This window comes from Symbiopectobacterium sp. RP (genome assembly GCF_050472005.1).
Taxonomy (GTDB): domain Bacteria; phylum Pseudomonadota; class Gammaproteobacteria; order Enterobacterales; family Enterobacteriaceae; genus Symbiopectobacterium.
In genome coordinates this window covers 924003-947546 of the sequence record NZ_JBGOGS010000001.1, presented here as the reverse complement: position 1 = coordinate 947546, position 23544 = coordinate 924003, and the positions used below count along the sequence as shown (strand labels likewise).

Annotated in this window: 20 protein-coding genes and 14 pseudogenes; 13 read left to right on the top strand and 21 right to left on the bottom strand. The window is 50.0% G+C overall.

The genetic code is table 11. The annotated features are described in order from the left end of the window. Positions 1 to 38 precede the first annotated feature (38 nt). The 5 genes and pseudogenes from ACD630_RS06190 to ACD630_RS06170 all read right to left on the bottom strand — a co-directional run. Positions 39 to 299: pseudogene (locus tag ACD630_RS06190) on the bottom strand (helix-turn-helix domain-containing protein); the annotation flags it as partial. Positions 300 to 393: 94 nt separating this feature from the next. Further along, positions 394 to 621 carry an ogr/Delta-like zinc finger family protein gene (locus ACD630_RS06185; RefSeq protein ID WP_430358451.1) on the bottom strand — a complete coding sequence of 76 codons (228 nt, stop codon included), beginning with the start codon at positions 619 to 621 and terminating at the stop codon, positions 394 to 396. A 37-nt stretch (positions 622 to 658) separates the two neighbouring features. Beyond that, positions 659 to 805 carry a hypothetical protein gene (locus tag ACD630_RS06180; RefSeq protein ID WP_430358450.1) on the bottom strand — a complete coding sequence of 49 codons (147 nt, stop codon included), beginning with the start codon at positions 803 to 805 and terminating at the stop codon, positions 659 to 661. 41 nt (positions 806 to 846) lie between these two features. Continuing rightward, a pseudogene (locus ACD630_RS06175) lies at positions 847 to 1227 on the bottom strand (phage late control D family protein); the annotation flags it as partial. Positions 1228 to 1281: 54 nt separating this feature from the next. Beyond that, positions 1282 to 1490 (bottom strand): annotated as a pseudogene (locus ACD630_RS06170) (IS110 family transposase); the annotation flags it as partial. Here ACD630_RS06170 and ACD630_RS06165 point away from each other — a divergent pair. Continuing rightward, positions 1451 to 1606: pseudogene (locus ACD630_RS06165) on the top strand (LysR substrate-binding domain-containing protein); the annotation flags it as partial. The pseudogenes ACD630_RS06170 and ACD630_RS06165 sit on opposite strands and share 40 nt — an antisense overlap. Positions 1607 to 1629: 23 nt before the next feature. On the opposite strand, the gene ACD630_RS06160 reads toward ACD630_RS06165, so the two are convergent. Beyond that, positions 1630 to 2451, bottom strand: coding sequence for an IS630 family transposase (locus tag ACD630_RS06160; RefSeq protein WP_430358449.1), 822 nt, complete (start codon positions 2449 to 2451; stop codon positions 1630 to 1632). Between the two features lie 36 nt (positions 2452 to 2487). Here ACD630_RS06160 and ACD630_RS06155 point away from each other — a divergent pair. After that, positions 2488 to 2765, top strand: a pseudogene (locus tag ACD630_RS06155) (LysR substrate-binding domain-containing protein); the annotation flags it as partial. Here the strand turns inward: ACD630_RS06155 and ACD630_RS06150 are convergent. From ACD630_RS06150 to ACD630_RS06130, 5 genes and pseudogenes are all read right to left on the bottom strand, one after another. Beyond that, positions 2668 to 2937 (bottom strand): hypothetical protein, encoded by a 270-nt coding sequence (locus ACD630_RS06150; protein ID WP_430360131.1) that lies wholly within the window; start codon positions 2935 to 2937, stop codon positions 2668 to 2670. The pseudogene ACD630_RS06155 and the gene ACD630_RS06150 overlap by 98 nt on opposite strands. 324 nt (positions 2938 to 3261) lie before the next feature. Continuing rightward, the gene (locus ACD630_RS06145) at positions 3262 to 3426 is read right to left on the bottom strand and encodes a Spy/CpxP family protein refolding chaperone (protein WP_430358448.1); all 165 of its coding nucleotides are present in this window, start codon (positions 3424 to 3426) and stop codon (positions 3262 to 3264) included. A 79-nt stretch (positions 3427 to 3505) separates the two neighbouring features. Further along, positions 3506 to 3845 (bottom strand): annotated as a pseudogene (locus ACD630_RS06140) (transposase); the annotation flags it as partial. A gap of 20 nt (positions 3846 to 3865) precedes the next feature. Further along, positions 3866 to 4435, bottom strand: coding sequence for a hypothetical protein (locus ACD630_RS06135; RefSeq protein ID WP_430358447.1), 570 nt, complete (start codon positions 4433 to 4435; stop codon positions 3866 to 3868). A gap of 126 nt (positions 4436 to 4561) precedes the next feature. Further along, a complete protein-coding gene (locus tag ACD630_RS06130; RefSeq protein ID WP_430358446.1) occupies positions 4562 to 4825 on the bottom strand; it encodes a hypothetical protein in 264 nt (87 codons plus the stop codon). 137 nt (positions 4826 to 4962) lie between these two features. Here ACD630_RS06130 and ACD630_RS06125 point away from each other — a divergent pair. After that, positions 4963 to 5885: pseudogene (locus ACD630_RS06125) on the top strand (IS5 family transposase). A 180-nt stretch (positions 5886 to 6065) separates the two neighbouring features. Further along, a complete protein-coding gene (locus tag ACD630_RS06120; RefSeq protein WP_430358445.1) occupies positions 6066 to 6194 on the top strand; it encodes a hypothetical protein in 129 nt (42 codons plus the stop codon). A 74-nt stretch (positions 6195 to 6268) separates the two neighbouring features. On the opposite strand, the pseudogene ACD630_RS06115 reads toward ACD630_RS06120, so the two are convergent. Next, positions 6269 to 7192 (bottom strand): annotated as a pseudogene (locus tag ACD630_RS06115) (IS5 family transposase). 81 nt (positions 7193 to 7273) lie between these two features. On the opposite strand from ACD630_RS06115, the pseudogene ACD630_RS06110 reads away from it, so the two are divergent. The 4 genes and pseudogenes from ACD630_RS06110 to ACD630_RS06095 form a co-directional block, all read left to right on the top strand. Beyond that, positions 7274 to 7687, top strand: a pseudogene (locus tag ACD630_RS06110) (EscR/YscR/HrcR family type III secretion system export apparatus protein); the annotation flags it as partial. Between the two features lie 362 nt (positions 7688 to 8049). Next, positions 8050 to 8295, top strand: a complete 246-nt coding sequence (locus ACD630_RS06105; RefSeq protein WP_430358444.1) for a hypothetical protein — start codon at positions 8050 to 8052, stop codon at positions 8293 to 8295. Positions 8296 to 8410: 115 nt separating this feature from the next. Next, positions 8411 to 9254, top strand: a pseudogene (locus ACD630_RS06100) (IS5 family transposase). Positions 9255 to 9293: 39 nt separating this feature from the next. Then, positions 9294 to 10509 (top strand): annotated as a pseudogene (locus tag ACD630_RS06095) (IS256 family transposase). A 105-nt stretch (positions 10510 to 10614) separates the two neighbouring features. On the opposite strand, the gene argH reads toward ACD630_RS06095, so the two are convergent. The 3 genes from argH to argC all read right to left on the bottom strand — a co-directional run bounded on the left by argH (position 10615) and on the right by argC (position 13896). Continuing rightward, positions 10615 to 11985, bottom strand: coding sequence for an argininosuccinate lyase (gene argH, locus ACD630_RS06090; RefSeq protein WP_430359924.1), 1371 nt, complete (start codon positions 11983 to 11985; stop codon positions 10615 to 10617). A 109-nt stretch (positions 11986 to 12094) separates the two neighbouring features. Continuing rightward, positions 12095 to 12868 carry an acetylglutamate kinase gene (gene argB, locus ACD630_RS06085; RefSeq protein ID WP_430358443.1) on the bottom strand — a complete coding sequence of 258 codons (774 nt, stop codon included), beginning with the start codon at positions 12866 to 12868 and terminating at the stop codon, positions 12095 to 12097. Between the two features lie 23 nt (positions 12869 to 12891). Then, a complete protein-coding gene (gene argC, locus ACD630_RS06080; protein WP_430358442.1) occupies positions 12892 to 13896 on the bottom strand; it encodes an N-acetyl-gamma-glutamyl-phosphate reductase in 1005 nt (334 codons plus the stop codon). 241 nt (positions 13897 to 14137) lie between these two features. Between argC and argE the strand changes: the two genes are divergently transcribed. Together argE and ACD630_RS06070 are read left to right on the top strand one after the other, a co-directional pair. Next, complete coding sequence (gene argE / locus ACD630_RS06075; protein WP_430358441.1) at positions 14138 to 15286, top strand: acetylornithine deacetylase; 1149 nt, start codon at positions 14138 to 14140, stop codon at positions 15284 to 15286. Between the two features lie 256 nt (positions 15287 to 15542). Beyond that, a pseudogene (locus ACD630_RS06070) lies at positions 15543 to 16138 on the top strand (IS5 family transposase); the annotation flags it as partial. A 61-nt stretch (positions 16139 to 16199) separates the two neighbouring features. Here ACD630_RS06070 and ACD630_RS06065 read toward each other — a convergent pair. After that, positions 16200 to 16811 (bottom strand): hypothetical protein, encoded by a 612-nt coding sequence (locus ACD630_RS06065; RefSeq protein ID WP_430358440.1) that lies wholly within the window; start codon positions 16809 to 16811, stop codon positions 16200 to 16202. 19 nt (positions 16812 to 16830) lie between these two features. Then, positions 16831 to 17370, bottom strand: a pseudogene (locus ACD630_RS06060) (IS256 family transposase); the annotation flags it as partial. Between the two features lie 60 nt (positions 17371 to 17430). Here ACD630_RS06060 and ACD630_RS06055 point away from each other — a divergent pair. Beyond that, positions 17431 to 17685: a transposase gene (locus ACD630_RS06055; protein WP_430358439.1), complete on the top strand. Its 255-nt coding sequence runs from the start codon at positions 17431 to 17433 to the stop codon at positions 17683 to 17685. On the opposite strand, the gene ACD630_RS06050 is transcribed toward ACD630_RS06055, so the two are convergent. The 4 genes and pseudogenes from ACD630_RS06050 to ACD630_RS06035 all read right to left on the bottom strand — a co-directional run bounded on the left by ACD630_RS06050 (position 17678) and on the right by ACD630_RS06035 (position 19737). Further along, entirely contained in the window at positions 17678 to 17860 is a 183-nt protein-coding gene (locus ACD630_RS06050) for a hypothetical protein (protein ID WP_430358438.1), read from the bottom strand. The two genes, ACD630_RS06055 and ACD630_RS06050, sit on opposite strands and share 8 nt — an antisense overlap. A 63-nt stretch (positions 17861 to 17923) precedes the next feature. Then, positions 17924 to 19171, bottom strand: a pseudogene (locus ACD630_RS06045) (IS256 family transposase). Next, a complete protein-coding gene (locus ACD630_RS06040) occupies positions 19122 to 19442 on the bottom strand; it encodes a transposase (protein WP_430359923.1) in 321 nt (106 codons plus the stop codon). Before ACD630_RS06040 ends, ACD630_RS06045 begins: the two are co-directional and overlap by 50 nt. 25 nt (positions 19443 to 19467) lie before the next feature. Next, complete coding sequence (locus ACD630_RS06035; RefSeq protein ID WP_430358437.1) at positions 19468 to 19737, bottom strand: IS630 transposase-related protein; 270 nt, start codon at positions 19735 to 19737, stop codon at positions 19468 to 19470. Between ACD630_RS06035 and ACD630_RS06030 the strand changes: the two genes are divergently transcribed. Beyond that, positions 19724 to 19867 (top strand): hypothetical protein, encoded by a 144-nt coding sequence (locus tag ACD630_RS06030; RefSeq protein ID WP_430358436.1) that lies wholly within the window; start codon positions 19724 to 19726, stop codon positions 19865 to 19867. The two genes, ACD630_RS06035 and ACD630_RS06030, sit on opposite strands and share 14 nt — an antisense overlap. A gap of 95 nt (positions 19868 to 19962) precedes the next feature. Next, a complete protein-coding gene (gene nifJ / locus ACD630_RS06025; protein WP_430358435.1) occupies positions 19963 to 23496 on the top strand; it encodes a pyruvate:ferredoxin (flavodoxin) oxidoreductase in 3534 nt (1177 codons plus the stop codon). Positions 23497 to 23544 lie beyond the last annotated feature (48 nt).

Below are 23544 nucleotides of genomic sequence, written 5' to 3'. Positions count from 1 at the left end.
GTTGTAATCATTTTTAAGTCGGTTGGCTATACCTATGGCCCATGGGGCGGGAACTCAATAGCATAATCAACAACCGTGCGTTCAGTGGCTTCGTCGGCGCGGTTCTTCAGGTTCGAAACCCGGCGGTTCTGGTTAACCAGCGCATCAATGCCGCCTTCAGCAGCCAGTTCCTGATAACGGTAAAATGTATCGCGTGACACGCCCATGCTCTTGCAGGCTTTTGATACGTTACCGAGTTCTTCGGCGAGATTGAGCAGGCCGGCTTTGTGTTTGATAATGGGATTGTTAGTATGAAGCATGAGAGTTACCTCGCGTTTTGTTTAAGGATTAGACACCCATATCAAAACCGGTAACTCTCAACCTTTCAAGGTCCAGTGTCAGATCTAGTCGCGACTAATACACATAATGCGATGCCGGAAACGCATCCTGCGGGATAAAGTCAGGCGGCAAGGGCTCCTCTCGCGCACGCTTTGATACCCGGTGTTCTACGGTGTTAAGCGTGGTAAAGGTTTCGCTGCATTCCAGATTTTGACACTGATGATACTGGCGGATAGTCATTTCGCTTAGGCGGCGACTGGTAGGGGTGCGGGCTACTGCACCGCAAAATGGACACGTGAACATAATGATCTCCCCTGCGGGAGTTGAACTCACGGTTATTCTATTCACTTTCTGCAATCCAGTCAGATATTTTCGCTTCCAGCTCCAGACGTGTGGTAAAACTGCTGCCATCAATCACATGTTCCGCGCGTGAAATATAGCCAAGCGACATTATTTTGATAACAATTAGCTGTATTTTTTTCCACATATCATGGCATTGGCTGTAATCATTTTTAAGTCGGTTTTCTATAACGCCTTGCCGGATGCCGTTACCCCACCACCGGGCAGGATAAACAGCAATGCTCCGTTTTTAACCGTGGCAATCGCGCCCAGCATTTCTGGCATTCGGGTTAAAAACGACATATTGCTTTCTTGTGTCTGGTCGGCGTGGTCAATGTCAATGTTCATCAGCATGTCGCTGATTTGCGCTTTCAGCCCGCAACGGTGCGCGATAGCAGACACCACACGCTCAACAGTCACATCGTGCCAGGACACCTCACGCTTGACATTAAATTCATCACGAAAATCTGCGCTACGTGCCGTGATGTTGAGCACATCCGGCGGGTCTTCATGGGCGACTTCATCAACGGTATAGCCAACCGACTTAAAAATGATTACAGCCAATGCCATGATATGTGGAAAAAAATACAGCTAATTGTTATCAAAATAATGTCGCTTGGCTATACTCTTAACAAAAGGGCGAACGAACTGTGGGAAATCAACTTTGCCTCATGGCCTAAATCAGCGACTCTGCGAGCCATGAAGTGTGCACCGCCGCAGGACTCCATCACCACGGTCGCCGCCTTGCAGGATGCAAGAAAATGAATCAGCTGAGTGCGGGAAAACTTTTTACGCACCAGACCATGCATTAGCGAGCAAAGAGACGATTTCAGCGGAGGATCTCGCCGATGAGCTCCTGATGATCTATCCGGTTCAGCGCCAGCGCTTGGACATCTGGCGTCATTTCCTGCAACCGGCAGGCATCAGTCCAACGTTAAAGAGCGTGGATATAGCTAAACGACTTAATTTTGATTACACCATATGGACTGAGAACAAAATCTCTGTATCGCAACCACTCTCTCTTTTTTTGCTTTTTGCTTGTGCCCATTTATGCGCAATGAGGTTAAGATCTGGCGAATATGTAGGCAAATACTCCACCATATACCCTGCATCGATGATGACTTGTTGAATATTATGTTTTTTGTGAAAAGTTGCATTGTCCATCACGATTACCCTGTTTTTAGGGAGTACTGGGATAAGGACTTGTGTGACCCAGGAATAGAAAACATCGCTGTTAATATTGATATCAAATAATCCGATAGCAAACAGCGTTGTGCCTAATAACGCGCCGATAACATTTGTTCTTCCCTTGGCTCCCCCGTTCTTCAGGCCAAAACACCGTTGACCTTTTGGGGAATAGCCGTGAGTCCGTGGGGTATCGTGTGGAAAACCACTTTCATCAGTAAAAACAATAGGTTTACCTTCTTTTTCATACTGTTGTTTTTTTGTTGAAATGCTTGCGGGGCGCTTTCGTCGGCTTTTGGATGACGTAGAGTTTTTTTTATAGGTCAATCCCAGCTTTTTAAGAGCTTGCCAAATGGCCTTCTGACAAACGCCAAAACGCTCTGCACGTTCTTTTTGGTAAGCATCTGGATATGGTTCAACATCTTTTATCAACTCGGATTTATCGCTCTTTCGCTGAGGCGTGGTCGATGCTTTTGACGCTATTTGATTAATCCAACGCGATACAGAGGCAGGGCCAATCCGAAATTGCTTCGCTGTTTCTCGGATACTCAACCCTTCTTCTTCCCGTGTAGATATCACTTTACGTCTAAAATCAATTGAATAGCTCATTTAAATAATGTGATCAAAATTAAGTCGTTTAGCTATAACACCCTATTGCTAATTCAGATGGTGGCGGCACGCATGGGTATTGCCGCGCTGCCACACTGGGTAGTGGAAAGTTTTGAGCGTCAGGGTTTGGTGGTGAAACGCTGGGTGAAGGATTGTGGAGCCGACTGTACGCTGCGGTACGCGATGGAGAGCAGAGCCAGCCGGTACTTGAAGCCTTTATTCGTTCTGCCCGCCAGCACGCGTGTTCGCATCTGCCGTTCGTGCGGGATGCTGCACGACCCAGCGCTGGTGTACCCAGAAAGCCGCAAAGATAATCAGAGACCCCAGCGCGAAATGCCCCCAGTCGGGCGTCTTCTGCCAGAAGAGGAAGTTAACCAGTAGTCCGGCAGGGACGTGAAAGTTGTTCATGATATAGCCAAGCGACATTATTTTGATAACAATTAGCTGTATTTTTTTGCCACATATCTTGGCATTGTCTGTAATCATTTTTAAGTCGGTTGGCTATACCAATAAGCGTAACGTTTTGCATGATGATCCCCTTCAGAAAGAAAAACACTCTGTTAGCGTACCGCTCACAGGGTGGGGGTGACCATCTCATTAAGCCCGTCATCATGACGGGCAAAAGACAGGGATGGTGTCTATGGCAAGGAAATCAACTTCTTACTACTATCACTACTCACTACAGGGTTACTCAGGGATTTGGTTCACTTTTCAGCGCACCACAGGGGGACATGGAGGCTTCAGCTTGGGATAACTGCTGCCGCATCTCGTTCATTCGCTGTTGATAACGCTGTTCAAGAAGTATTTTTTCTAAGAATTCAGCAGGTTATATATTTGATTGCGCACACGTGTCATTTCTATCTGGCGTTCAACCTGTGCTTGCATCATCTGCGAAATCTGTTTTCTGACGGCCGCTTCATCAAATTTCTCTGCGGTCACCAAAGTGTGCATTTTTTCTATATCATTTATAGCCAAGCGACTTAATTTTGATTACACCATATGGACTGAGAACAAAATCTCGAGCCTGTTTAAGATTTTGTGTAAATGCCTTTTCTCAGAAGTGACCGTCAAGGCGGTCACCGAACTCGATAATAAAGCGACTCATTGCCATACGCCAGTCCTGTAAGGGCATCGTCCATTTCTGTGATGCCGCCTGGATTGCCAGCCATACGACCTTCTTCACCGAGTCATCAGTCGGGAACACCTTGCGTTTCTTGATTGCATGCCGGAGCACGCTGTTCAGTGATTCTATAGCGTTCGTCGTATAGATTACCTTGCGAAGTTCCTGCGGGTACGAGAAGAATGTCGACAGGTTGGCCCAGTTTGACTGCCACCTCCGGCTTATCTGCGGATAGCGGTGATCCCCATGTCCCACCGAACGCCTCTAGCGCCTGAAGCCATAGGTATCTACACATCATAAAGGGTTAAAAACCACCATAGCGAAGTGGGCAAGTTCTTCCGGGGTATAGTCTGCTAATAACGTCAAGGTATTTAGCAGGATGGATAGTCCGGCAAGCAGCGCTGGGGCGCTTTCTTTACGCCCTCGTTTTTGTTGTCGTCCGGATAATCGGCAAATTAACTGACGGGCTGCCGCATTGTCGTCTCCTTCAGCGCGTTGCAGCCGCCATACCAGCACACATGCCATGCTAGCTATCAATAACCTGCGTAGCAGGGCACCAGCACTACGCTCAAGCCATTTTTCTACATCATGACCGGCACCTTTCAGCAGCTTAAAAAAGGATTCAATACCCCAGCGCCAGTAATACCAGCGAGCGACTTCCGCGCTGGTGAGCTCGTTGCTAACGTTTGTGAGCAGCGTCCAGCGTCCGATAAATTTACCGTGAGTATTGGTAAGGCGAACCACAACTAATCTGAGTGTCAGAGCTACGCCTGGCTGAACTTTCACTCGCCGTCCGGTGCTCTTGTCTTTCCGCTTCGGTTTTGCTGTTCGCGTTATGATCACGGATGTTTCCCCGATCTCCATATTGGCTTTTTTCCCTTTCCAGCCAACCTGTCTGTTTGCGATAAATGGCAGATCGTCTGCAATTTCACCAATTTTACGGGTGTCACCGCCCCACTCGGCCCGATGCCCTTCCTTTCCCCGGATAAGTCAACATATTCCCAGGGAGCTTAATGTGCGCATATGCCCGATAGAGTCACCTTCACGGTCAATGAGATGAACTAACTTCTTCCCGGTATCAAGAGACTCAACGCGGGCGATATCAGCCGTCAAAGCATCCATATGAGTCAGACTCTCAGACAAGCCCTCGGTTAGCGTTGAACGACAACCCGCCCTATCGGTTAGAGTTTGAGACAGGGGCGCTATTGGTAAACCATTTGCAGCATCAAGCAGTAGGCTGGTTTGTATAGCCAAACGACTTAAAAATGATTGCAACAGATACCCTGATATGCGGCAAAAAAATACAGCTAATTGTTGGCCTTGTTGAATAAATAGAACTTTTGGGTAATCATCGGAGCAGATCAACACAGTTGTTTCAAAATCAGGTCTCCATGGCAAAACAAAATTTTAAAATCACCAACTGCCCCTCTTATAACAAGGCCCTCAAGCAGCGCGGTTCTCTAACCGTATGGCTAGATGAATCAGCCATTGCTGCATGGATGGAAAAAAACACTACTGAACGGCGTGGACGATCGCTCCACTACTCAGATATGGCCATCACCACAGTCCTGATGATGAAACGCGTGTTTGGCCTTTCATTGAGGGCTTTACAGGGCTTTGGTGACTCGATTTTTAAACTGATTAAATTGTCGCTCCATTGTCCAGACTATTCGCTGCTCAGCAAGCGAGCAAAGACAGTGAACATCAGCATAAAAACGCCAACCCGTGGTGAAATCTCACATCTGGTCATTGATGGAACCGGCCTGAAGGTCTTTGGCGAAGGTGAATGGAAAGTCCGGCAGCATGGTGCCGACAGACGCAGGGTATGGCGTAAGCTGCACCTGGCAGTAGACAGTGTGACGCATGAGATTATCTGTGCGGATTTGTCGCTCAGTGGTACGACTGATGCCCAAGCTCTACCGGCGCTGATAAACCAGACCCACCGGAAAATCAGAGAGGCATCGGCTGACGGCGCTTAGGATACAGTTTACTGCTATGATGCTCTGCTGAGAAAGAAAATAAGGCCGCTTATCCCGCCACGAAGGGGGCGCAATATTGGCAAGATCGCTACCACGAGCGTAACCACGCTGTTGCAAATCAGCGCATTAGCGGTAGTAACGATATCTGGAAAAAGAAAGTGGGCTATCACCGGCGCTCAGTGGCTGAAACGGCCATGTTCCGGTTCAAAAGGCTTCTGGGTGGTCATCTAAGTCTGAGAGACTACGATGGTCAGGTGGGTGAAGCCATGGCCATGGTCAAAGCGCTTAACCTGATCACGCTATTAGGAATGCCGAACAGTATTCGCATCACGTAACAATCGACCCGTATGGGGCGCAGTCGTTACAAGTTCTGATTTATTCAACAAAGCCCTACATATTCGCCAGATCTTAACCCAATTGAGCATAAATGGGCACAAGCAAAAAGCAAAAAAAGAGAGAGTGGTTGCGATACAGAGATTTTGTTCTCAGTCCATATATAGCCAATCGACATTATTTTGATAACAATTAGCTGTATTTTTTTGCCACATATCAGGGCATTGGCTGTAATCATTTTTAAGTCGGTTGGCTATGATATTGATCATGACCGCCTTTGTTATGATGCCAGTAACCCAGAATATGCTTAAATTCGTTGAGCAAAATAATGGCTTTGTTGAATAAATCAGAACTTGTAACGACTGCGCCCCATACGGGTCGATTGTTACGTGATGCGAATACTGTTCGGCATTCCTAATAGCGTGATCAGGTTAAGCGCTTTGACCATGGCCATGGCTTCACCCACCTGACCATCGTAGTCTCTCAGACTTAGATGACCACCCAGAAGCCTTTTGAACCGGAACATGGCCGTTTCAGCCACTGAGCGCCGGTGATAGCCCACTTTCTTTTTCCAGATATCGTTACTACCGCTAATGCGCTGATTTGCAACAGCGGGGTTACGCTCGTGGTAGCGATCTTGCCAATATTGCGACCCCCTTCGTGGCGGGATAAGCGGTCTTATTTTCTTCCTCAGCAGAGCATCATAGCAGTAAACTGTATCCTAAGCGCCGTCAGCCGATGCCTCTCTGATTTTCCGGTGGGTCTGGTTTATCAGCGCCGGTAGAGCTTGGGCATCGGTCGTACCACTGAGCGACAAATCCACACAGATAATCTCATGCGTCACACTGTCTACTGCCAGGTGCAGCTTACGCCATACCCTGCGTCTGTCGGCACCATGCTGCCGGACTTTCCATTCGCCTTCGCCAAAGACCTTCAGGCCGGTTCCATCAATGACCAGATGTGAGATTTCACCACGGGTTGGCGTTTTTATGCTGATGTTCACTGTCTTTGCTCGCTTGCTGAGCAGCGAATAGTCTGGACAATGGAGCGACAATTTAATCAGTTTAAAAATCGAGTCACCAAAGCCCTGTAAAGCCCTCAATGAAAGGCCAAACACGCGTTTCATCATCAGGACTGTGGTGATGGCCATATCTGAGTAGTGGAGCGATCGTCCACGCCGTTCAGTAGTGTTTTTTTCCATCCATGCAGCAATGGCTGATTCATCTAGCCATACGGTTAGAGAACCGCGCTGCTTGAGGGCCTTGTTATAAGAGGGGCAGTTGGTGATTTTAAAATTTTGTTTTGCCATGGAGACCTGATTTTGAAACAACTGTGTTGATCTGCTCCGATGATTACCCAAAAGTTCTATTTATTCAACAAAGCCCAAAATAATATCAATTTCAATGATACGCAGTCAGTCAGTTTGTTTATGGATAAAGGATTAGGCAGCTACAGAAACTATCTGGTGCATTACTCTGACCGCGATCTTATTTATTTTTTCTACAATATCCAGTTGGGTAACAAAGATGACGTCCTTCAATTGGAAGAAGATGAATTGCAGTCATTGCCGTTGATGACGCTGATGCCAGCTTATGCATTGAGCGAAATTCAAAGTGCTTTCAAAATTGCATTTTATCTCTAAGTGCCATTTCTTGTTATTGATATGGTGGTTTCCAGTATTCTGTTAGCACTTGGGATGATGATGATGAGCCCCATCACGATCTCTATCCCGATCAAGTTGATTCTATTCGTCGCGATGAATGGCTGGAGACTGTTAACCAAGGGGTTAATTAGGCTTTGTTGAATAAACATATTTTATGCTGCACCCCCGGTGAAACGACAGATCCTCGCAACGCAAAATCATGCAGTTAGGCCTCATAAGAAAACTGTAAACCTGAGGTGACAAGCATTTTCTACCAAAACTGGCTTGCAAAACAGCATGACTCACTATTATTCAACAAAGCCGGTTAATTACCCAATATACAGAACTCATGACATCATGAATAACATCCTCTTTATGGATTTGTTGAATAAATAGATTTTATGCTGGCAGCCCAGCGAAACGACGGATCCTCGCAACGTAAAATCATGCAGTTAGGCCTCATGAGAAAAGTGTACACCTGAGATGACAAGCATTTTCAACCAAAACTGGCATGGAAAAACAGCATGATTACCTATTATTCAACAAAGTCCCGGACACCACAAGATGCCAATAAACCGCAATTGGCATCCGAGCCTTTTGCTTTATCTCCATTGTCCCAAATCTCATCGGGCGTAGACAATCCTGAGGCTTCGCTGACTGCATCTGCCCGTATGACGAGCTTGTTAGGCAAAATAAATCAGCTGACAGGTGATGGAGTTATGCTCATTTCTGGTGTACGGGGTTTCGGGGAGAGTGGCGTATCCTGCTGATTGATTTCGTGGATGATTTCAACAACAGAGAGATGATACCCCATGAAAAAGTCTAGGCTGTGTCCTTTAATTGCTTGAGCTATAGTATCCATCTGTTTCTACGACACTTTTGATTATGGCTCGCTACGATCTTTCTGATGAAGCATGGGCAATCATTGAGCCCTTGTTGCCAACCGTTTTGACATCTCCGCGGGCCGGCCGGCCATGGGCAGAACATCGAAAAATCTTCAACGGCATGTTCTGGATACTGTGTTAAGGTGCACCATGGCGTGATTTACCTGAACGTTACGGCCCATGGAAAATCGTTTATAACTGTTTCAATAGATGGTCAAAGTCTTGAATCATTAACATTATTTTCAATAAGTTACTTTCATTTCTTGATGCTCATGGACTTGTTGACTGGTCAGCCACTGCGCTGGATGGCAGTAATATCCGTGCGCTCAAATGTGCGGCTGGCGCTCAAAAAAACATCTCGATATTACCAACGATAATAGCTTGGGTCGCTCACGAGGTGGTTATGGCACCAAAATCCACATGGCGACTGACGGAAGCGGCATCCCGCTAAACATCGTACTGAGTGCTGGGCAGGGTCACGAAAGCCTGTTTGCGTTACGACTCCTGGACGGAATTGGCGTGCAACGCCAGAACGGCAGCATGAAGCGTCGTGGCCATGCAGTACTGACTGACAAAGCCTACTCTGGGAATGCACTACGTAACGAGTTGAAAAAAGAGGGATAAAAACGGTTATTTCCCGAAAATCAAATGAAAAACTGGCTTCAGATGGACGCTCGCAACTTGATCGTGATGCTTATCGCCGCCGCAACGTTGTGGAAAGGTGTTTTGGCCGTTTAAAGGAATATCGACGGATCGCCACACGTTATGAAAAAATGGCAAGAAGCTATCTAGCAATGGTGAAACTGGGCTGCATCCGCTTGTTTTACCGCCGGTTACGCAATTAAGGGACACAGCCTACCCTATAGGTCTCCGCAGAACCAGATATTGCCGGTGATCCCTTGCATGAACTCATTCGTAATGGTGCCAGGCAGCTGATAGCTGCCGCCGTTGAGGTTGAGCTCGAAGCCATGCTGCAACAACATGCTGAACGCCGCCTTGACGACGGGCGTCATGCTGTCGTTCGTAACGGCTATTTGCCACAGCGAACCATACAGACGGGCGGGTATTGGGGATGTTGAAATTAAAGTGCCTAAGGTCAGGGATCGCAGCGGCAACGGAATATGCTTCAACAGCGCGTTGTTGCCGCCTTATCTGAAACGTGCAAAAAGCGTCGAAGAGTTGCTACCATGGCTGTACCTGCGAGGCATATCCACCGGTGATTTTCACGAAGCCCTGAGGGCGCTTCTCGGTGAAAAAGCTAATGGCCTCTCTGCCAGTACCATCAGCAGACTGAAACAGCAATGGCTTGAAGAGCACAGGCAATGGTGCCTGCGTGATTTAAGCGATACGCGCTACGTTTATTTCTGGGCCGATGGCATATACAGCCATGTCAGGCAAGATGATCACCTTTGCCTGCTGGTCATTATCGGCGTCACTGAGCATGGACGTAAGGAGCTGGTTGCGGTCGAAGATGGTTATCGAGAGTCAGAAGCAAACTGGGCCGAACTTCTTAATGGCCTGCGAGCACGTGGCCTAACCGTATCTCCCAAGCTGGCTACGGGAGACGGTGCCCTTGGTTTTTGGAATGCAATGGCAAAGATATTCCCGGACACGCAGCACCAACGCTGTTGGGTGCACAAAACCGCTAATGTGTTGGCTTCACTCCCCAAAGCCATGCAACCGAAAGTTAAGGCTGAGCTGCGGGAGGTTTGGCTAGCAGAGAGCCGTGATGCCGCTAATGAAGCCTTTGATGTTTTGTTGGCAAGGTTTTCAGCGAAGTATCCTTCAGCGATGAAGAAGCTGGAGAAAGTTCGAGAAGAACTGTTGGCATTCTACAACTTCCCGTCAGAGCACTGGGCGTCAATAAGAACGACAAATCCGATTGAATCGGCTTTTGCGACTGTGAGGCTACGAAGCAGAGGCGCGAAGAACGGTGGTTCGAGAGAAACAACCCTGTCAATGGTATTTAAGCTGCTCCAGTCAGCTCAGAAAAGCTGGAACCGACTAAGAGGATTTGACCTGCTGACCCTGGTTGTAAGCAACGTCCAATTTAAGGATGGAGGACAGATTCACGAAGCATCAGAGCGGAACGTAGCCTGATCGCCATACACCTGATTTGCTAATAACTCCAATTGAATAGCTCATTTAAATAATGTAATCAAAATTAAGTCGTTTAGCTATACAGGTGACAGAGCGCTATCAGCGCTACAGACGCTCTTTGGCATCGGCAATCGCCTGTGCGACCTGCTGCGGTGACACACCGCCTTTGGCCGCGCGTTTTTCCAAACAGGATTGCAGCGACAGGATGGGATACACGTCATCGCCAATGGTGGCACTGAATTTCTGCAAATCCGCCAGCGGCAATGCTTCCAGCGGCTTACCCTGCCGAATAGCTTCCACCACGGCCTCACCGACAATGTGGTGCGCTTCGCGGAACGGAACGCCTTTTGCCACAAGATAGTCTGCCAGTTCGGTCGCATTGGCGTAACCCTGCTGCGCCGCTTCCTGGCAGCGCGGACGACGGACCTGAATGCCTTCCAACACCAGTGCCGCCATCATCAGACAGTCACGCCAAGTATCGAGCGCGTCGAACAGCCCTTCTTTGTCTTCCTGCATGTCCTTGTTGTACGCCAGCGGCAAGCCTTTGAGCGTCATCATCATGCTGGTCAGCGCGCCTTGCACTCGACCCGATTTACCGCGGATCAGCTCCAGCGCATCCGGGTTTTTCTTTTGCGGCATCAGGGATGAACCGGAGGTCACACGATCGGACAGCTCAACAAATCCGGATTCACCGCTGTTGAAGAAGATCAGATCCTCGGCAAAGCGTGACAGGTGCACCATGCCTATCGAGGCATTAGAGAGCAGTTCCAGCACGTGATCGCGGTCTGACACCGTGTCCAGACTGTTACGCGTGGCAGACGCAAAACCCAGCCAGCCTGCTAGCTGCTCACGATCGATAGGATAGGCCGTCCCGGGCAACGCGCCGCAGCCCAATGGGCTGACATCAAGGCGTTTTAACGTATCTTCCAGGCGGCTTTCATCGCGTGCCAGCATTTCATGGTAAGCCAGACACCAATGGGCAAAGGTCACCGGTTGAGCGCGCTGCAAATGGGTGTAACCCGGCATCACCGCATTCTGATTCGCTTCAGCGGTAGCCACCAACGCGGAACGCAGCTGGCGCACGGCCAGTTGCAGTTCGCTGATTTGCGCTTTACACCAAAGTTTAAGATCGGTGGCGACCTGATCGTTACGGCTGCGGCCAGTGTGGAGTTTTTTACCCAAATCACCCACTTTATCGATCATTTTCTGCTCTACCCAGCTATGAATGTCTTCGGCGTCGCTTTGCAGAATCTGTTCCGGATCAGCTTGCACCTTGGCCAGCAGCACATTCAGCGCCTGCTCTAACTGCTGCTGTTCCTGTTCGCTGAGAACATTGACCGTCACCAGCGCTTTTGACCAGCCGATAGAGCCGATGATATCTTGCTCCGCCAGACGGTAATCAAACCGCAGCGAGTCATTAAATTGTTTGAACCGCTGATCTGCCGCCTGACTGAAACGACCGCCCCACAACGCCATAACCGATACTCCCAAAATGTGCTTCAATGTCTTGTAACCATGCGGGCGGACCCGCATGCTCGCTTCCGTTGCCTTTCAGCCAACGGAAATGCCTTACAGATTAACAGATTTACGCCAGAATCCGCGTGCCAATCGGCGTGCCGTTAAACAGCGCGGGCAGTTGATCGGCATGACGCCAACTGGCGATATCTACCGGGCGACCCAGCGCGCGAGCCGCATCCAGTGCCGCGTTGACTTTAACGATCATGCCATCGGTAATAATCCCCTTCGCAATCAACTGCTCTGCTTTCTGCGCGGTCATTTCCGCAATACGTTGCCCCTTAGCATCGAGGATACCGCTCACGTCCGACAACAGGATTAAATCGGCACCCAGCGTCTCCGCGAGCGCGGTTGCGGCCTGATCGGCGTTAACGTTCATCAAATCGCCTTGTTCGGTAATGCCGATAGAACTGACGATTGGCAGATACCCGGCGCTCAGCAGCGCATTGGGCAGATCGGCAGAACCCGCCTGTGCTTTACCCACGTAACCCAAGGATTCATCCAACTGCGTTACCGTGCTCATGCCGCCATCCACCAGACACAAACCCACCGCGTTGATGGCGTGTTTCTTCGCCCAAGCCAGCAGCGTTTTATTGGCCGAACCCGCCAGCGCACCGGTGATGATGTCGATCTGATCCGCTGGTGTCACGCGCAGCCCATTTTTCTTCACTACGGGTAGCGCCAGTTTTTTCATCAGGTCATCCACTAGGCAGCCGCCGCCGTGCACAATGACCAGCGGGCGCTGGTATTGCTCACGATAGGCAACCAGCGCCGTAAACAGACGCTCCAGCGCTTCTTCGCTGTCCAGTAACACACCGCCCAGTTTGATAATTAACGGATTCATCGCTTTCGTGCCTCAGGATTATGTCAGAGCAAAGATTGGGTTTCAGGGAAACCAAAACGAATATTCAGGCACTGTACAGCTTGCGCCGCCGCGCCTTTAAGCAGGTTGTCTTCCGTGGCGACCACAATCAGGTGCTCATCCTGTACGGAGAAACCGATATCACAAAACGGCAAGCCAACAACTGATTTTAGCGCCGGAACCCCTTTATCGTAGAGGCGCACCAGCGGTTTGTCGTGATAGGCATTGTGGTAAGCTTCCTCCACATCCTGCGCGCTGACCCCCGGCTTCAGGCGACAGGTAATGGTCGCCAGAATCCCGCGCACGAAATTCCCCAGATGCGGCGTGAAGATAACCGGAATGCCCAGGTGGGTCGCAATTTCGGGTTGATGGCTGTGATTGAACACGCCATAAGGTTGCAAGCTCACCTCGCAGAAGCTGCTGGTGAGCGACGCTTTACGTCCGGCTCCGCTCACACCGCTGACTGCATTGATAACCGGCCACAGGTCGGTGTTGAGCAGTTGTGCATCCACCAGCGGTTTCAGTGCCAGCTGTGACGCAGTCGGGTAACAACCGGGGACGGCAATCAGCTGCGCTTGCTTGACGCGCTCCGCCTGAAACTCGGCAAGGCCATACACCGCCTGCGCCAGCCAGTCAGCGTGTTGATGCTCGAAACCGTAGTAGCGGCGATAAAATTCAGCATCCTGCACGCGAAACGCACCTGAGAGATCAAACACCACGCAGCCTGCGGCCAGAAACACTGGCGCAAGATCGTGACTCACTTTGTGGTCGGTCGCCAGAAACACCACATCGATGCCTTTGGCGGCTTCGGCGGCATCCGTCAGCGCCTGTACCGGCAAATCGATGATGCCTTTCAGTTGAGGGTGCAGATCAGAAATGCGTTTGCCCGCATCAACGCTCTGCGCGGATACCGCAAGTGCGGTAAGGTTCATCTGAGGGTGACGATTCAGATAGAGTGCAAGTTCAGCGCCAGTATAACCGCTTGCGCCAACAATCAACGTATTCAGCATGGGATCTGCATACCTTCCACTAAAATAATGTAAACAGTGCATCGTTAAAAACAATGTCGTTAAAACAGGGTATCTACAAAACCCCAAATCCGCTAACGGTATTCGACCGGTGCAAGTGTAGACTATCAGGTAATGTCTCATCCAAGGGTTAGAAACAGTTTCCTTTTGCTACGCGTTATTGCATTTTTATTCAAAATAAATGCATTAGTATTAATACTATCCTAACATAAGGCTGTCAACAGTGAAGATGAATTTACCCCCATTTATTGAGCTGTATCGGGCGTTGATCGCGACGTCTTCCATCAGCGCTACCGATCAGGCGCTCGATCAGAGCAATGAAGCATTAATCAATCTGCTCGCCGGATGGTTTGCCGATTTGGGCTTTCACGTTGAGGTACAGCCAGTGCCCGGTACGCGGCATAAATTCAATCTGCTGGCATGCATCGGCCAAGGCTTGGGGGGCTTGCTGCTGGCCGGGCATACCGATACGGTGCCGTTTGATGATGGCCGCTGGACGCGCGATCCCTTTACCCTGACAGAACACGATAACAAGCTTTACGGGCTGGGCACTGCGGATATGAAAGGCTTCTTCGCCTTCATTCTGGATGCGCTGCGCGACATCGATCCGGTAACGCTGACCAAACCGATTTACGTGCTGGCCACCGCCGATGAAGAGACCACCATGGCGGGCGCCAAATATTTTTCTGAATCTACGCAGATACGCCCGGACTGCGCCATCATTGGCGAACCAACATCGTTGAAACCGATTCGTGCCCACAAAGGCCATATGTCAAACGCAGTGCGGATTCAGGGGCAATCCGGCCATTCAAGCGATCCTTCGCGCGGCGTAAACGCTATCGAACTGATGCACGGTGCCATCTCCCACTTGATGGTGTTGCGCAATACGCTGCAAACCCGTTATCACAACGCGGCGTTCCATATCCCCTATCCAACCATGAATTTCGGCCATATTCACGGTGGCGATGCTGCCAATCGCATCTGTGCCTGCTGTGAATTGCATATGGATATCCGCCCACTTCCAGGATTAACGCTGAACGATTTAAACGGTCTGGTGACAGAAGCGCTGGCGCCAGTGAGCGAGCGTTGGCTAGGACGCGTGAGCGTCAGCGAGCTGCATCCGCCGATCCCCGGCTATGAATGCCCAGTGGATCACGCCTTGGTAGGGGTGATTGAGAAATTACTGGGCGTGCCCACGGATGTGGTGAACTACTGCACCGAAGCGCCGTTTATCCAGACGCTGTGCCCGACTCTGGTGCTCGGCCCCGGTTCGATCGAACAAGCCCACCAGCCTGATGAATATATCGACACCGCATTTATCGCCCCAACGCATAAGTTGATCACCCAGATGGTGCAACATTTCTGCCGGTAAACGGCTTTGTTGAATAATAGGTAATCATGCTGTTTTTCCATGCCAGTTTTGGTTGAAAATGCTTGTCATCTCAGGTGTACACTTTTCTCATGAGGCCTATAGCCAAGCGACATTATTTTGATAACAACTAGCTGTATTTTTTTGCCACATATCAGGGCATTGGCTGTAATCATTTTTAAGTCGGTTGGCTATAACTGCATGATTTTACGTTGCAAGGATCCGTCGTTTCGCTGGGCTGCCAGCATAAAATCTATTTATTCAACAAAGCCAACAAAATTTTAAAATCACCAACTGGCCCTCTTATAACAAGGCCCTCAAGCAGCGCGGTTCTCTAACCGTATGGCTAGATGAATCAGCCATTCTGCATGGACGGAAAAAAACACTACTGAACGGCGTGGACGACCGCTCCACTACTCAGATATGACCATCACCACAGTCCTGATGATGAAACGCGTGTTTGGCCTTTCATTGAGGGCTTTACAGGGCTTTGGTAACTCGATTTTTAAACTGATTAAATTGTCGCTCCATTGTCCAGACTATTCGCTGCTCAGCAAGCGAGCAAAGACAGTGAACATCAGCATAAAAACGCCAACCCGTGCTGAAATCTCACATCTGGTCATTGATGGAACCGGCCTGAAGGTCTTTGGCGAAGGCGAATGGAAAGTCCGGCAGCATGGTGCCGACAGACGCAGTGTATAGCGTAAGCTGCACCTGGCAGTAGACAGTGTGACGCATGAGATTATCTGTGCGGATTTGTCGCTCAGTGGTACGACTGATGCCCAAGCTCTACCGGCGCTGATAAACCAGACCCACCGGAAAATCAGAGAGGCATCGGCTGACGGCGCTTACGATATAGCCAACCGACTTAAAAATGATTACAGCCAATGCCCTGATATGTGGCAAAAAAATACAGCTAATTGTTATCAAAATAATGTCGCTTGGCTATAGCTATCAATAACCTGCGTAGCAGGGCACCAGCACTGCGCTGAAGCCATTTTTCTACATTATGACCGGCACCTTTCAGCAGCTTAAAAAAGGATTCAATACCCCAGCGCCAGTAATACCAGCGAGCGACTTCTGCGCTGGTGAGCTCGTTGCTAACGTTTGTGAGCAGCGTCCAGCGTCCGATAAATTTACCGTGAGTATCGGTAAGGCGAACCACAACTAATCTGAGTGTCAGAGCTACGCCTGGCTGAACTTTCACTTGCCGTCCGGTGTTCTTGTCTTTCCGCTTCGGTTTTGCTGTTCGCGTTATGATCATGGATGTTTCCCCGATCTCCATATTGGCTTTTTTCCCTTTCCAGCCAAGCAGTCCGTTTGAGATAAATGGCAGATCGTCTGCAATTTCACCAATTTTACGGGTGTCACCGCCCCACTCGGCACGATGCCCTTCCTTTCCCCGGATAAGCCAACATATTCCTTGGGAGATTAATGTGCGCATATGCCCGATATAGCCAAGCGACATTATTTTGATAACAATTAGCTGTATTTTTTTGCCACATATCAGGGCATTGGCTGTAATCATTTTTAAGTCGGTTGGCTATATTGATAACGCGGCTGTCCTGCCGGACTTTCAGAACGATACAGTCAAGGTAAACAATGGGATAAACCGCATCCAAGGGGCGATTTTGCCACTCAACAACCTGCTCCATAACGGCATCGGTGACCTTCGATAGCAGGGCGGGTGAGACATCCGCGTCATACAGTTCTTTGAACGCAGCGGCAATTTCGCGGGTGGTCATCCCTTTGGCATACAACGATAAAATATGGTTATCCATCCCGGTGAGCAGGGTCTGGTTCTTCTTCAGCAGTTGCGGTTCAAAGGAACCATCACGATCACGTGGTGTACGCAGTTCCAGCGGACCATCTCCGGTGGTAACAGTCTTTGTGGAGTAGCCATTGCGCGTGTTAGTTCCAGATTTGGATTGGGGCTTCTCATGCCCGAGGTGATGGGTCATTTCAGCATTAAGGGCAGCTTCAACGCTGATCTTTTTCAGCAGGCGATCAAACTGGTTGAGAGCGTCAGGGGTTTTGAGATTTTTGGCCAGCTCGTTAGCCAGAGCCTGTAACTGTTTTTCGTCCATAAAGTAACCTGCTTTTGATGTTGGATTGAACATATCAAAATCAGGCAATTACACAATCTCGTGTACAGGCTCCCTAAAAACAGTGTAATCGTGATGGACAATGCAACTTTTCACAAAAAACATAATATTCAACAAGTCATCATCGATGCAGGGTATATGGTGGAGTATTTACCTACATATTCGCCAGATCTTAACCCAATTGAGCATAAATGGGCACAAGCAAAAAGCAAAAAAAGAGAGTGGTTGCAATACAGAGATTTTGTTCTCAGTCCATATAGTGTAATCAAAATTAAGTCGCTTGGCTATATCATTTGACGATGTTGTGGTGGAATCTGTACTTGTCAGCAGCCAGTAACGGTATTTTAGCGGTTGTTGTAGGGGACGTCACTGTCATTGAACTGGTCGGTGTAATGACAAACACGGCGACAGCATCCGTCAGGTGTTGCGCTTGATTTTGCAGTGATTGTGCAGCCGCAGAGACTTCTTCCACCAGCGATGCGTTTTGCTGTGTTGATGCATCAAGCGAGTTATTAGCAAATCTGGTGTATGGCGATCAGGCCACGTTCCGCTCTGATGCTTCGTGAATCTGTTCTCCATCCTTAAATTGGACGTTGCTTACAACCAGGGTCAGCAGGTCAAATCCTCTTAGTCGGTTCCAGCTTTTCTGAGCAGACTGGAGCAGCTTAAATACCATTGACAGGGTTGTTTCTCTCGAACCACCGTTCTTCGCGCCTCTGCTTCGTAGCCTCACAGTCGCAAAAGCCGATTCAATCGGATTTGTCGTTCTTATTGACGCCCAGTGCTCTGACGGGAAGTCGTAGAATGCCAGCAGTTCTTCTCGAGCTTTCTCCAGCTTCTTCATCGCTGCAGGATACTTCGCTGAAAACCTTGCCAACAAAACATCAAAGGCTTCATTAGCGGCATCGCGGCTCTCTGCTAGCCAAACCTCCCGCAGCTCAGCCTTAACTTTCGGTTGCATGGCTTTGGGGAGTGAAGCCAACACATTAGCGGTTTTGTGCACCCAACAGCGTTGGTGCTGCGTGTCCGGGAATATCTTTGCCATTATTCCAAAAACCAAGGGCACCGTCTCCCGTAGCCAGCTTGGGAGATACGGTTAGGCCACGTGCTCGCAGGCCATTAAGAAGTTCGGCCCAGTTTGCTTCTGACTCTCGATAACCATCTTCGACCGCAACCAGCTCCTTACGTCCATGCTCAGTGACGCCGATAATGACCAGCAGGTAAAGGCGATCATCTTGCCTGACATGGCTGTATATACCATCGGCCAACAATAAACGTAGCGCGTATCGCTTAAATCACGCAGGCACCATTGCCTGTGCTCTTCAAGCCATTGCTGTTTCAGTCTGCTGATGGTACTGGCAGAGAGGCCATTAGCTTTTTCACCGAGAAGCGCCCTCAGGGCTTCATGAAAATCACCGGTGGATATGCCTCGCAGGTACAGCCATGGTAGCAACTCTTCGACGCTTTTTGCACGTTTCAGATAAGGCGGCAACAACGCGCTGTTGAAGCATATTCCGTTGCCGCTGCGCTCCCTGACCTTAGGCACTTTAATTTCAACATCCCCAATACCCGTCTGTATGGTTCGCGGTGGCAAATAGCCGTTACGAACGACAGCATGACGCCCGTCGTCAAGGCAGCGTTCAGCATGTTGTTGCAGCATGGTTTCGAGCTCAACCTCAACGGCGGCAGCTATCAGTTGCCTGGCACCATTACGAATGAGTTCATGCAAGGGATCACCGGCAATATCTGGTTCTGCGGAGACCTGTAGGGTAGACTTTTTCATGGGGTATCATCTCTCTGTTGTTGAAATCATCCACGAAATCAATCAGCAGGATACGCCACCCTCCCCGAAACCCCGTACACCAGAAATGAGCATAACTCCTGTTAATATTGATATCAAATAATCCGATAGCAAACAGCGTCTTGCCTAATAAAGCGCCGATAACATTTGTTCTTCCCTTGGCTCCCCCGTTCTTCAGGCCAAAACACCGTTGACCTTTTGGGGAATAGCCGTGAGTCCGTGGGGTATCGTGTGGAAAACCACTTTCATCAATAAAAACAATAGGTTTACCTTCTTTTTCATACTGTTGTATTTTTTGTTGAAATGCTTGCCGGGCGCTTTCGTCGACTTTCGGATGACGTAGAGTTTTTTTTATAGGTCAATCCCAGCTTTTTAAGAGCTTGCCAAATGGCCTTCTGACAAACGCCAAAACGCTCTGCACGTTCTTTTTGGTGAGCATCTGGATATGGTTCAACATCTTTTATCAACTCGGATTTATCGCTCTTTCGCTGACGCGTGGTCGATGCTTTTGACTCTATATCCAAACGACTTAAAATGATTACACCCAATGCCCTGATATGTGGCAAAAAAATACAACTAATTGTTATCAAAATAATGTCGCTTGGCTATAGTCGGTTAGCGTGTTATGTGATAGATTCGTCTGCAAAGATGCTCATTTACACGAATTTATACAGCTGAGCACATTATGGTTCATTCAAACCCATTTCTCTGATGCGATAATGCAAAAAAACAATCGTATTTCATTCTGTGAGCAAGCAAGTTAAGGTTAAATCATGATCACCACTGACGGTAACAGCGCAGTCGCTTCTGTAGCTTGGCGAGCAAACGATCTCATCGCCATCTACCCGATTACCCCAAGTTCTTCCATGGCCGAACAGGCTGCCTCATGGTCGAGCGATGAGCGTAAGAACGTGTGGGGAGACACGCCCCGGGTGATCGAAATGCAGTCGGAAGGCGGCGCGATTGCTACCGTGCACGGGGCGTTGCAGACGGGGGCGCTGGCGACATCGTTTACCTCATCGCAGGGCTTGCTGTTGATGATCCCGACGCTCTACAAGCAGGCCGGACAGTTAACCCCTTTCGTGTTGCACGTTGCCGCCCGCACCGTCGCTACTCATGCGCTCTCCATTTTCTGCGATCACTCCGACGTGATGGCGGTGCGCCAGACGGGCTGCGCCATGCTGTGTGCCAACACCGTGCAAGAAGCACAAGATTTCGCCTTGATTGCACAAATCGCAACGCTTAACAGCCGCGTCCCCTTTATCCATTTCTTCGACGGTTTCCGCACTTCACATGAAATCAATAAAGTGGAACCGCTCAGTGATGAAGTATTGCTGAAACTGCTGCCCCAGGATGCAATTGCCGCACACCGTGAGCGAGCGCTTACACCTGAACGTCCGGTGATCCGTGGCACCGCCTCCAATCCGGATACTTTCTTCCAGGCACGCGAAGCCACCAATCCGTGGTACAACAACACCTACTCTCACGTTGAGCGGGCGATGGATGCCTTTGCCGAGGTTACCGAACGTCGCTATCAACCGTTTGAATATTACGGGCACCCAGAAGCGACGCGCGTGATTGTGCTGATGGGCTCGGGCGTAGGGACGTGCGAAGAAGTGGTGGATGCTCTGCTCACCCGTGGTGAAAAAGTGGGTGTGCTTAAAGTGCGTCTGTATCGTCCGTTCTCAGCGCAGCATCTGCTCGCCGCTCTTCCGCAAACCGCGCAGAGCATCGCTGTGCTCGATCGCACTAAAGAACCCGGATCCCTAGCAGAACCGCTTTATCTGGATGTAATGACCGCACTGGCAGAAGCCTTTTCCCGTGGGAAGCGGGCAACATTACCACGTACCATTGGTGGCCGTTACGGTCTGTCTTCCAAAGAGTTCACACCACAGTGTGTACAGGCTATTTTTAATGAGTTAGCGCTTGCTAACCCAAGACCGCGTTTTACTGTAGGGATTTATGATGATGTAACCCACCTTTCACTGCCGTTGCCGGAGCAACACTTCCCCTCCAACGCCGGACTGGAAGCGCTGTTCTACGGACTCGGCAGCGATGGCACTGTCTCCGCCACCAAAAATGCCATCAAGATTGTCGGTTCCAGTACACCAATGTTTGTACAGGGCTATTTCGTCTACGACTCCAAAAAAGCGGGCAGCCTGACGGTATCACACATGCGCGTTGGCCCGCACCCGATCAATTCGGCCTATCTGATCGATCAAGCCGATTTCGTCGCGTGCCATCAGTGGCAGTTCATTGAAAAGTACGCCATGGTGGAACGCTTGAAACCCGGCGGTATCTTCCTGATAAACACCCCTTACAGCGCCGACGACCTGTGGCACCGCTTGCCACAAGAGGTGCAGGCAGGCTTGAATCAACGTCAGGCAAGGGTCTATTGCATCAACGCAGCCAAAATAGCCCGTGAATGTCAGCTGGGTGCGCGTATCAACACCGTGATGCAAATGGCATTCTTCCATCTCTCGCAGATTTTGCCTAGTGATGCGGCCGTAGAGAAACTGCGTAGCGCTATCGAAAAGAGCTATGGTAGTAAGGGTGAAGAGCTGATCGCCCGCAACTGGAAAGCGCTGGAAGCCACACTGGCGGCGCTGGAATCCGTTGCGCTGGCAGCGGTTAATCCTGAAAGTCCGCAACGTCCACCTGTGGTATCCAACGCCGCGCCGGACTTCGTTAAAACGGTAACGGCAACCATGCTGGCAGGACTCGGTGATACCTTACCCGTTTCCGCCTTACCACCCGATGGGACCTGGCCCACCGGCACCACCCAGTGGGAAAAACGTAACATTGCAGAGGCCATTCCGCTTTGGAAACCAGAGCTGTGTACGCAGTGTAACCACTGCGTCGCCGCCTGCCCGCACTCGGCTATCCGTGCCAAAGTAGTGCCTGCTGAGGCCATGAGCGACGCGCCTGATTCGCTGCAATCGCTAGATGTCAAAGCGCGTGATATGCGTGGTCAAAAGTATGTATTGCAAGTCGCCCCGGAAGATTGCACGGGATGTAACCTGTGCGTCGAGGTGTGCCCAGCGAAAGACCGTCAAAACCCTGAGATCAAAGCCATCAACATGGAATCCCACATGGATAATCTGAGCGTGGAAAAAATCCACTTTGATTTCTTCCTGCAATTGCCGGAAATCGACAAGAGCAAGTTGGAACGTATCGATATCCGCACGTCACAGTTGATTACGCCGCTGTTCGAGTACTCGGGTGCCTGTTCCGGTTGTGGCGAAACGCCATATATCAAACTGTTAACGCAGCTCTATGGCGATCGTTTGCTGGTCGCCAACGCCACCGGCTGCTCATCTATTTACGGCGGCAATTTGCCCACCACGCCGTGGACCACCGATGCCAACGGACGTGGTCCTGCCTGGGCCAACTCGCTGTTTGAGGATAACGCAGAATTTGGTTTAGGTTTCCGTCTCAGCGTGGATCAACATCGCCAGCGCACCTTGCGTCAGCTCTTGCAGTTAGCACCGCAGCTCCCCGCCGATCTGGTGAGCGCCTTGCAGGAAGAGAACATTGCGCCAGATCTGCGCCGCCAGCAAATTGCACAATTGCGTGAACAGCTGGCCAGCCTCAATGATTCGATGGCACGTGAACTTAGCCACGATGCCTACCATCTGGTAGACAAATCCGTCTGGCTGATTGGCGGTGATGGCTGGGCCTATGATATTGGCTACGGCGGTCTGGATCATGTGATGAGCCTGACAGAAAACGTCAACGTGCTGGTGCTGGATACCCAGTGCTATTCCAACACGGGCGGTCAGCAATCCAAGGCGACACCGCTGGGTGCGGTCACCAAATTTGGGGAAAAAGGTAAACGTAAGGCGCGTAAAGATCTGGGCATCAATGTGATGATGTATGGCCACGTTTATGTCGCACAGATTTCACTGGGCGCACAGCTTAACCAAACGGTGAAAGCAATTCAGGAAGCGGAAGCCTGGCCAGGTCCATCCTTAATCATCGCCTACAGCCCCTGCGAAGAACACGGCTACGATCTGGCGTTCAGTCACGATCAGATGCGTCAGCTGACGGCCACCGGATTCTGGCCACTCTATCGCTTCGATCCGCGTCGTGTGGAAGAAGGCAAACCGGCGTTGGTCACCGATTCCCGTCCGCCCTCCAGCAGCCTGAGTGAGACATTGTTGAAAGAGCAACGCTTCCGTCGGCTGAATACGCAAATGCCGGAAAAGACCACGCGATTGTATGAAGAAGCGGAACAGGATCTGCGTCGTCGTTTTGAGTTCCTGACGATGATGGCAGGTAAAGCAGAGAAGAACACTCAAGAATAAAGCCGACATATCCGACGAGATCCTCAGTGCAAGCCGAGGATCTCGTAA

What these genes read in the sequence shown, in the direction of transcription:
- ACD630_RS06105 (WP_430358444.1), top strand. Translation starts at nt 8,050, where the DNA reads ATGATTACCTATTATTCAACAAAGTCCCGGACACCACAAGATGCCAAT.
- ACD630_RS06185 (WP_430358451.1), bottom strand. Translation starts at nt 621, where the DNA reads ATGTTCACGTGTCCATTTTGCGGTGCAGTAGCCCGCACCCCTACCAGT.
- ACD630_RS06135 (WP_430358447.1), bottom strand. Translation starts at nt 4,435, where the DNA reads ATGGAGATCGGGGAAACATCCGTGATCATAACGCGAACAGCAAAACCG.
- argC (WP_430358442.1), bottom strand. Translation starts at nt 13,896, where the DNA reads ATGCTGAATACGTTGATTGTTGGCGCAAGCGGTTATACTGGCGCTGAA.
- ACD630_RS06150 (WP_430360131.1), bottom strand. Translation starts at nt 2,937, where the DNA reads ATGATTACAGACAATGCCAAGATATGTGGCAAAAAAATACAGCTAATT.
- ACD630_RS06065 (WP_430358440.1), bottom strand. Translation starts at nt 16,811, where the DNA reads ATGATTACAGCCAATGCCCTGATATGTGGCAAAAAAATACAGCTAATT.
- nifJ (WP_430358435.1), top strand. Translation starts at nt 19,963, where the DNA reads ATGATCACCACTGACGGTAACAGCGCAGTCGCTTCTGTAGCTTGGCGA.
- ACD630_RS06180 (WP_430358450.1), bottom strand. Translation starts at nt 805, where the DNA reads ATGTGGAAAAAAATACAGCTAATTGTTATCAAAATAATGTCGCTTGGC.
- argB (WP_430358443.1), bottom strand. Translation starts at nt 12,868, where the DNA reads ATGAATCCGTTAATTATCAAACTGGGCGGTGTGTTACTGGACAGCGAA.
- ACD630_RS06160 (WP_430358449.1), bottom strand. Translation starts at nt 2,451, where the DNA reads ATGAGCTATTCAATTGATTTTAGACGTAAAGTGATATCTACACGGGAA.
- ACD630_RS06030 (WP_430358436.1), top strand. Translation starts at nt 19,724, where the DNA reads ATGATTACACCCAATGCCCTGATATGTGGCAAAAAAATACAACTAATT.
- argH (WP_430359924.1), bottom strand. Translation starts at nt 11,985, where the DNA reads ATGGCGTTGTGGGGCGGTCGTTTCAGTCAGGCGGCAGATCAGCGGTTC.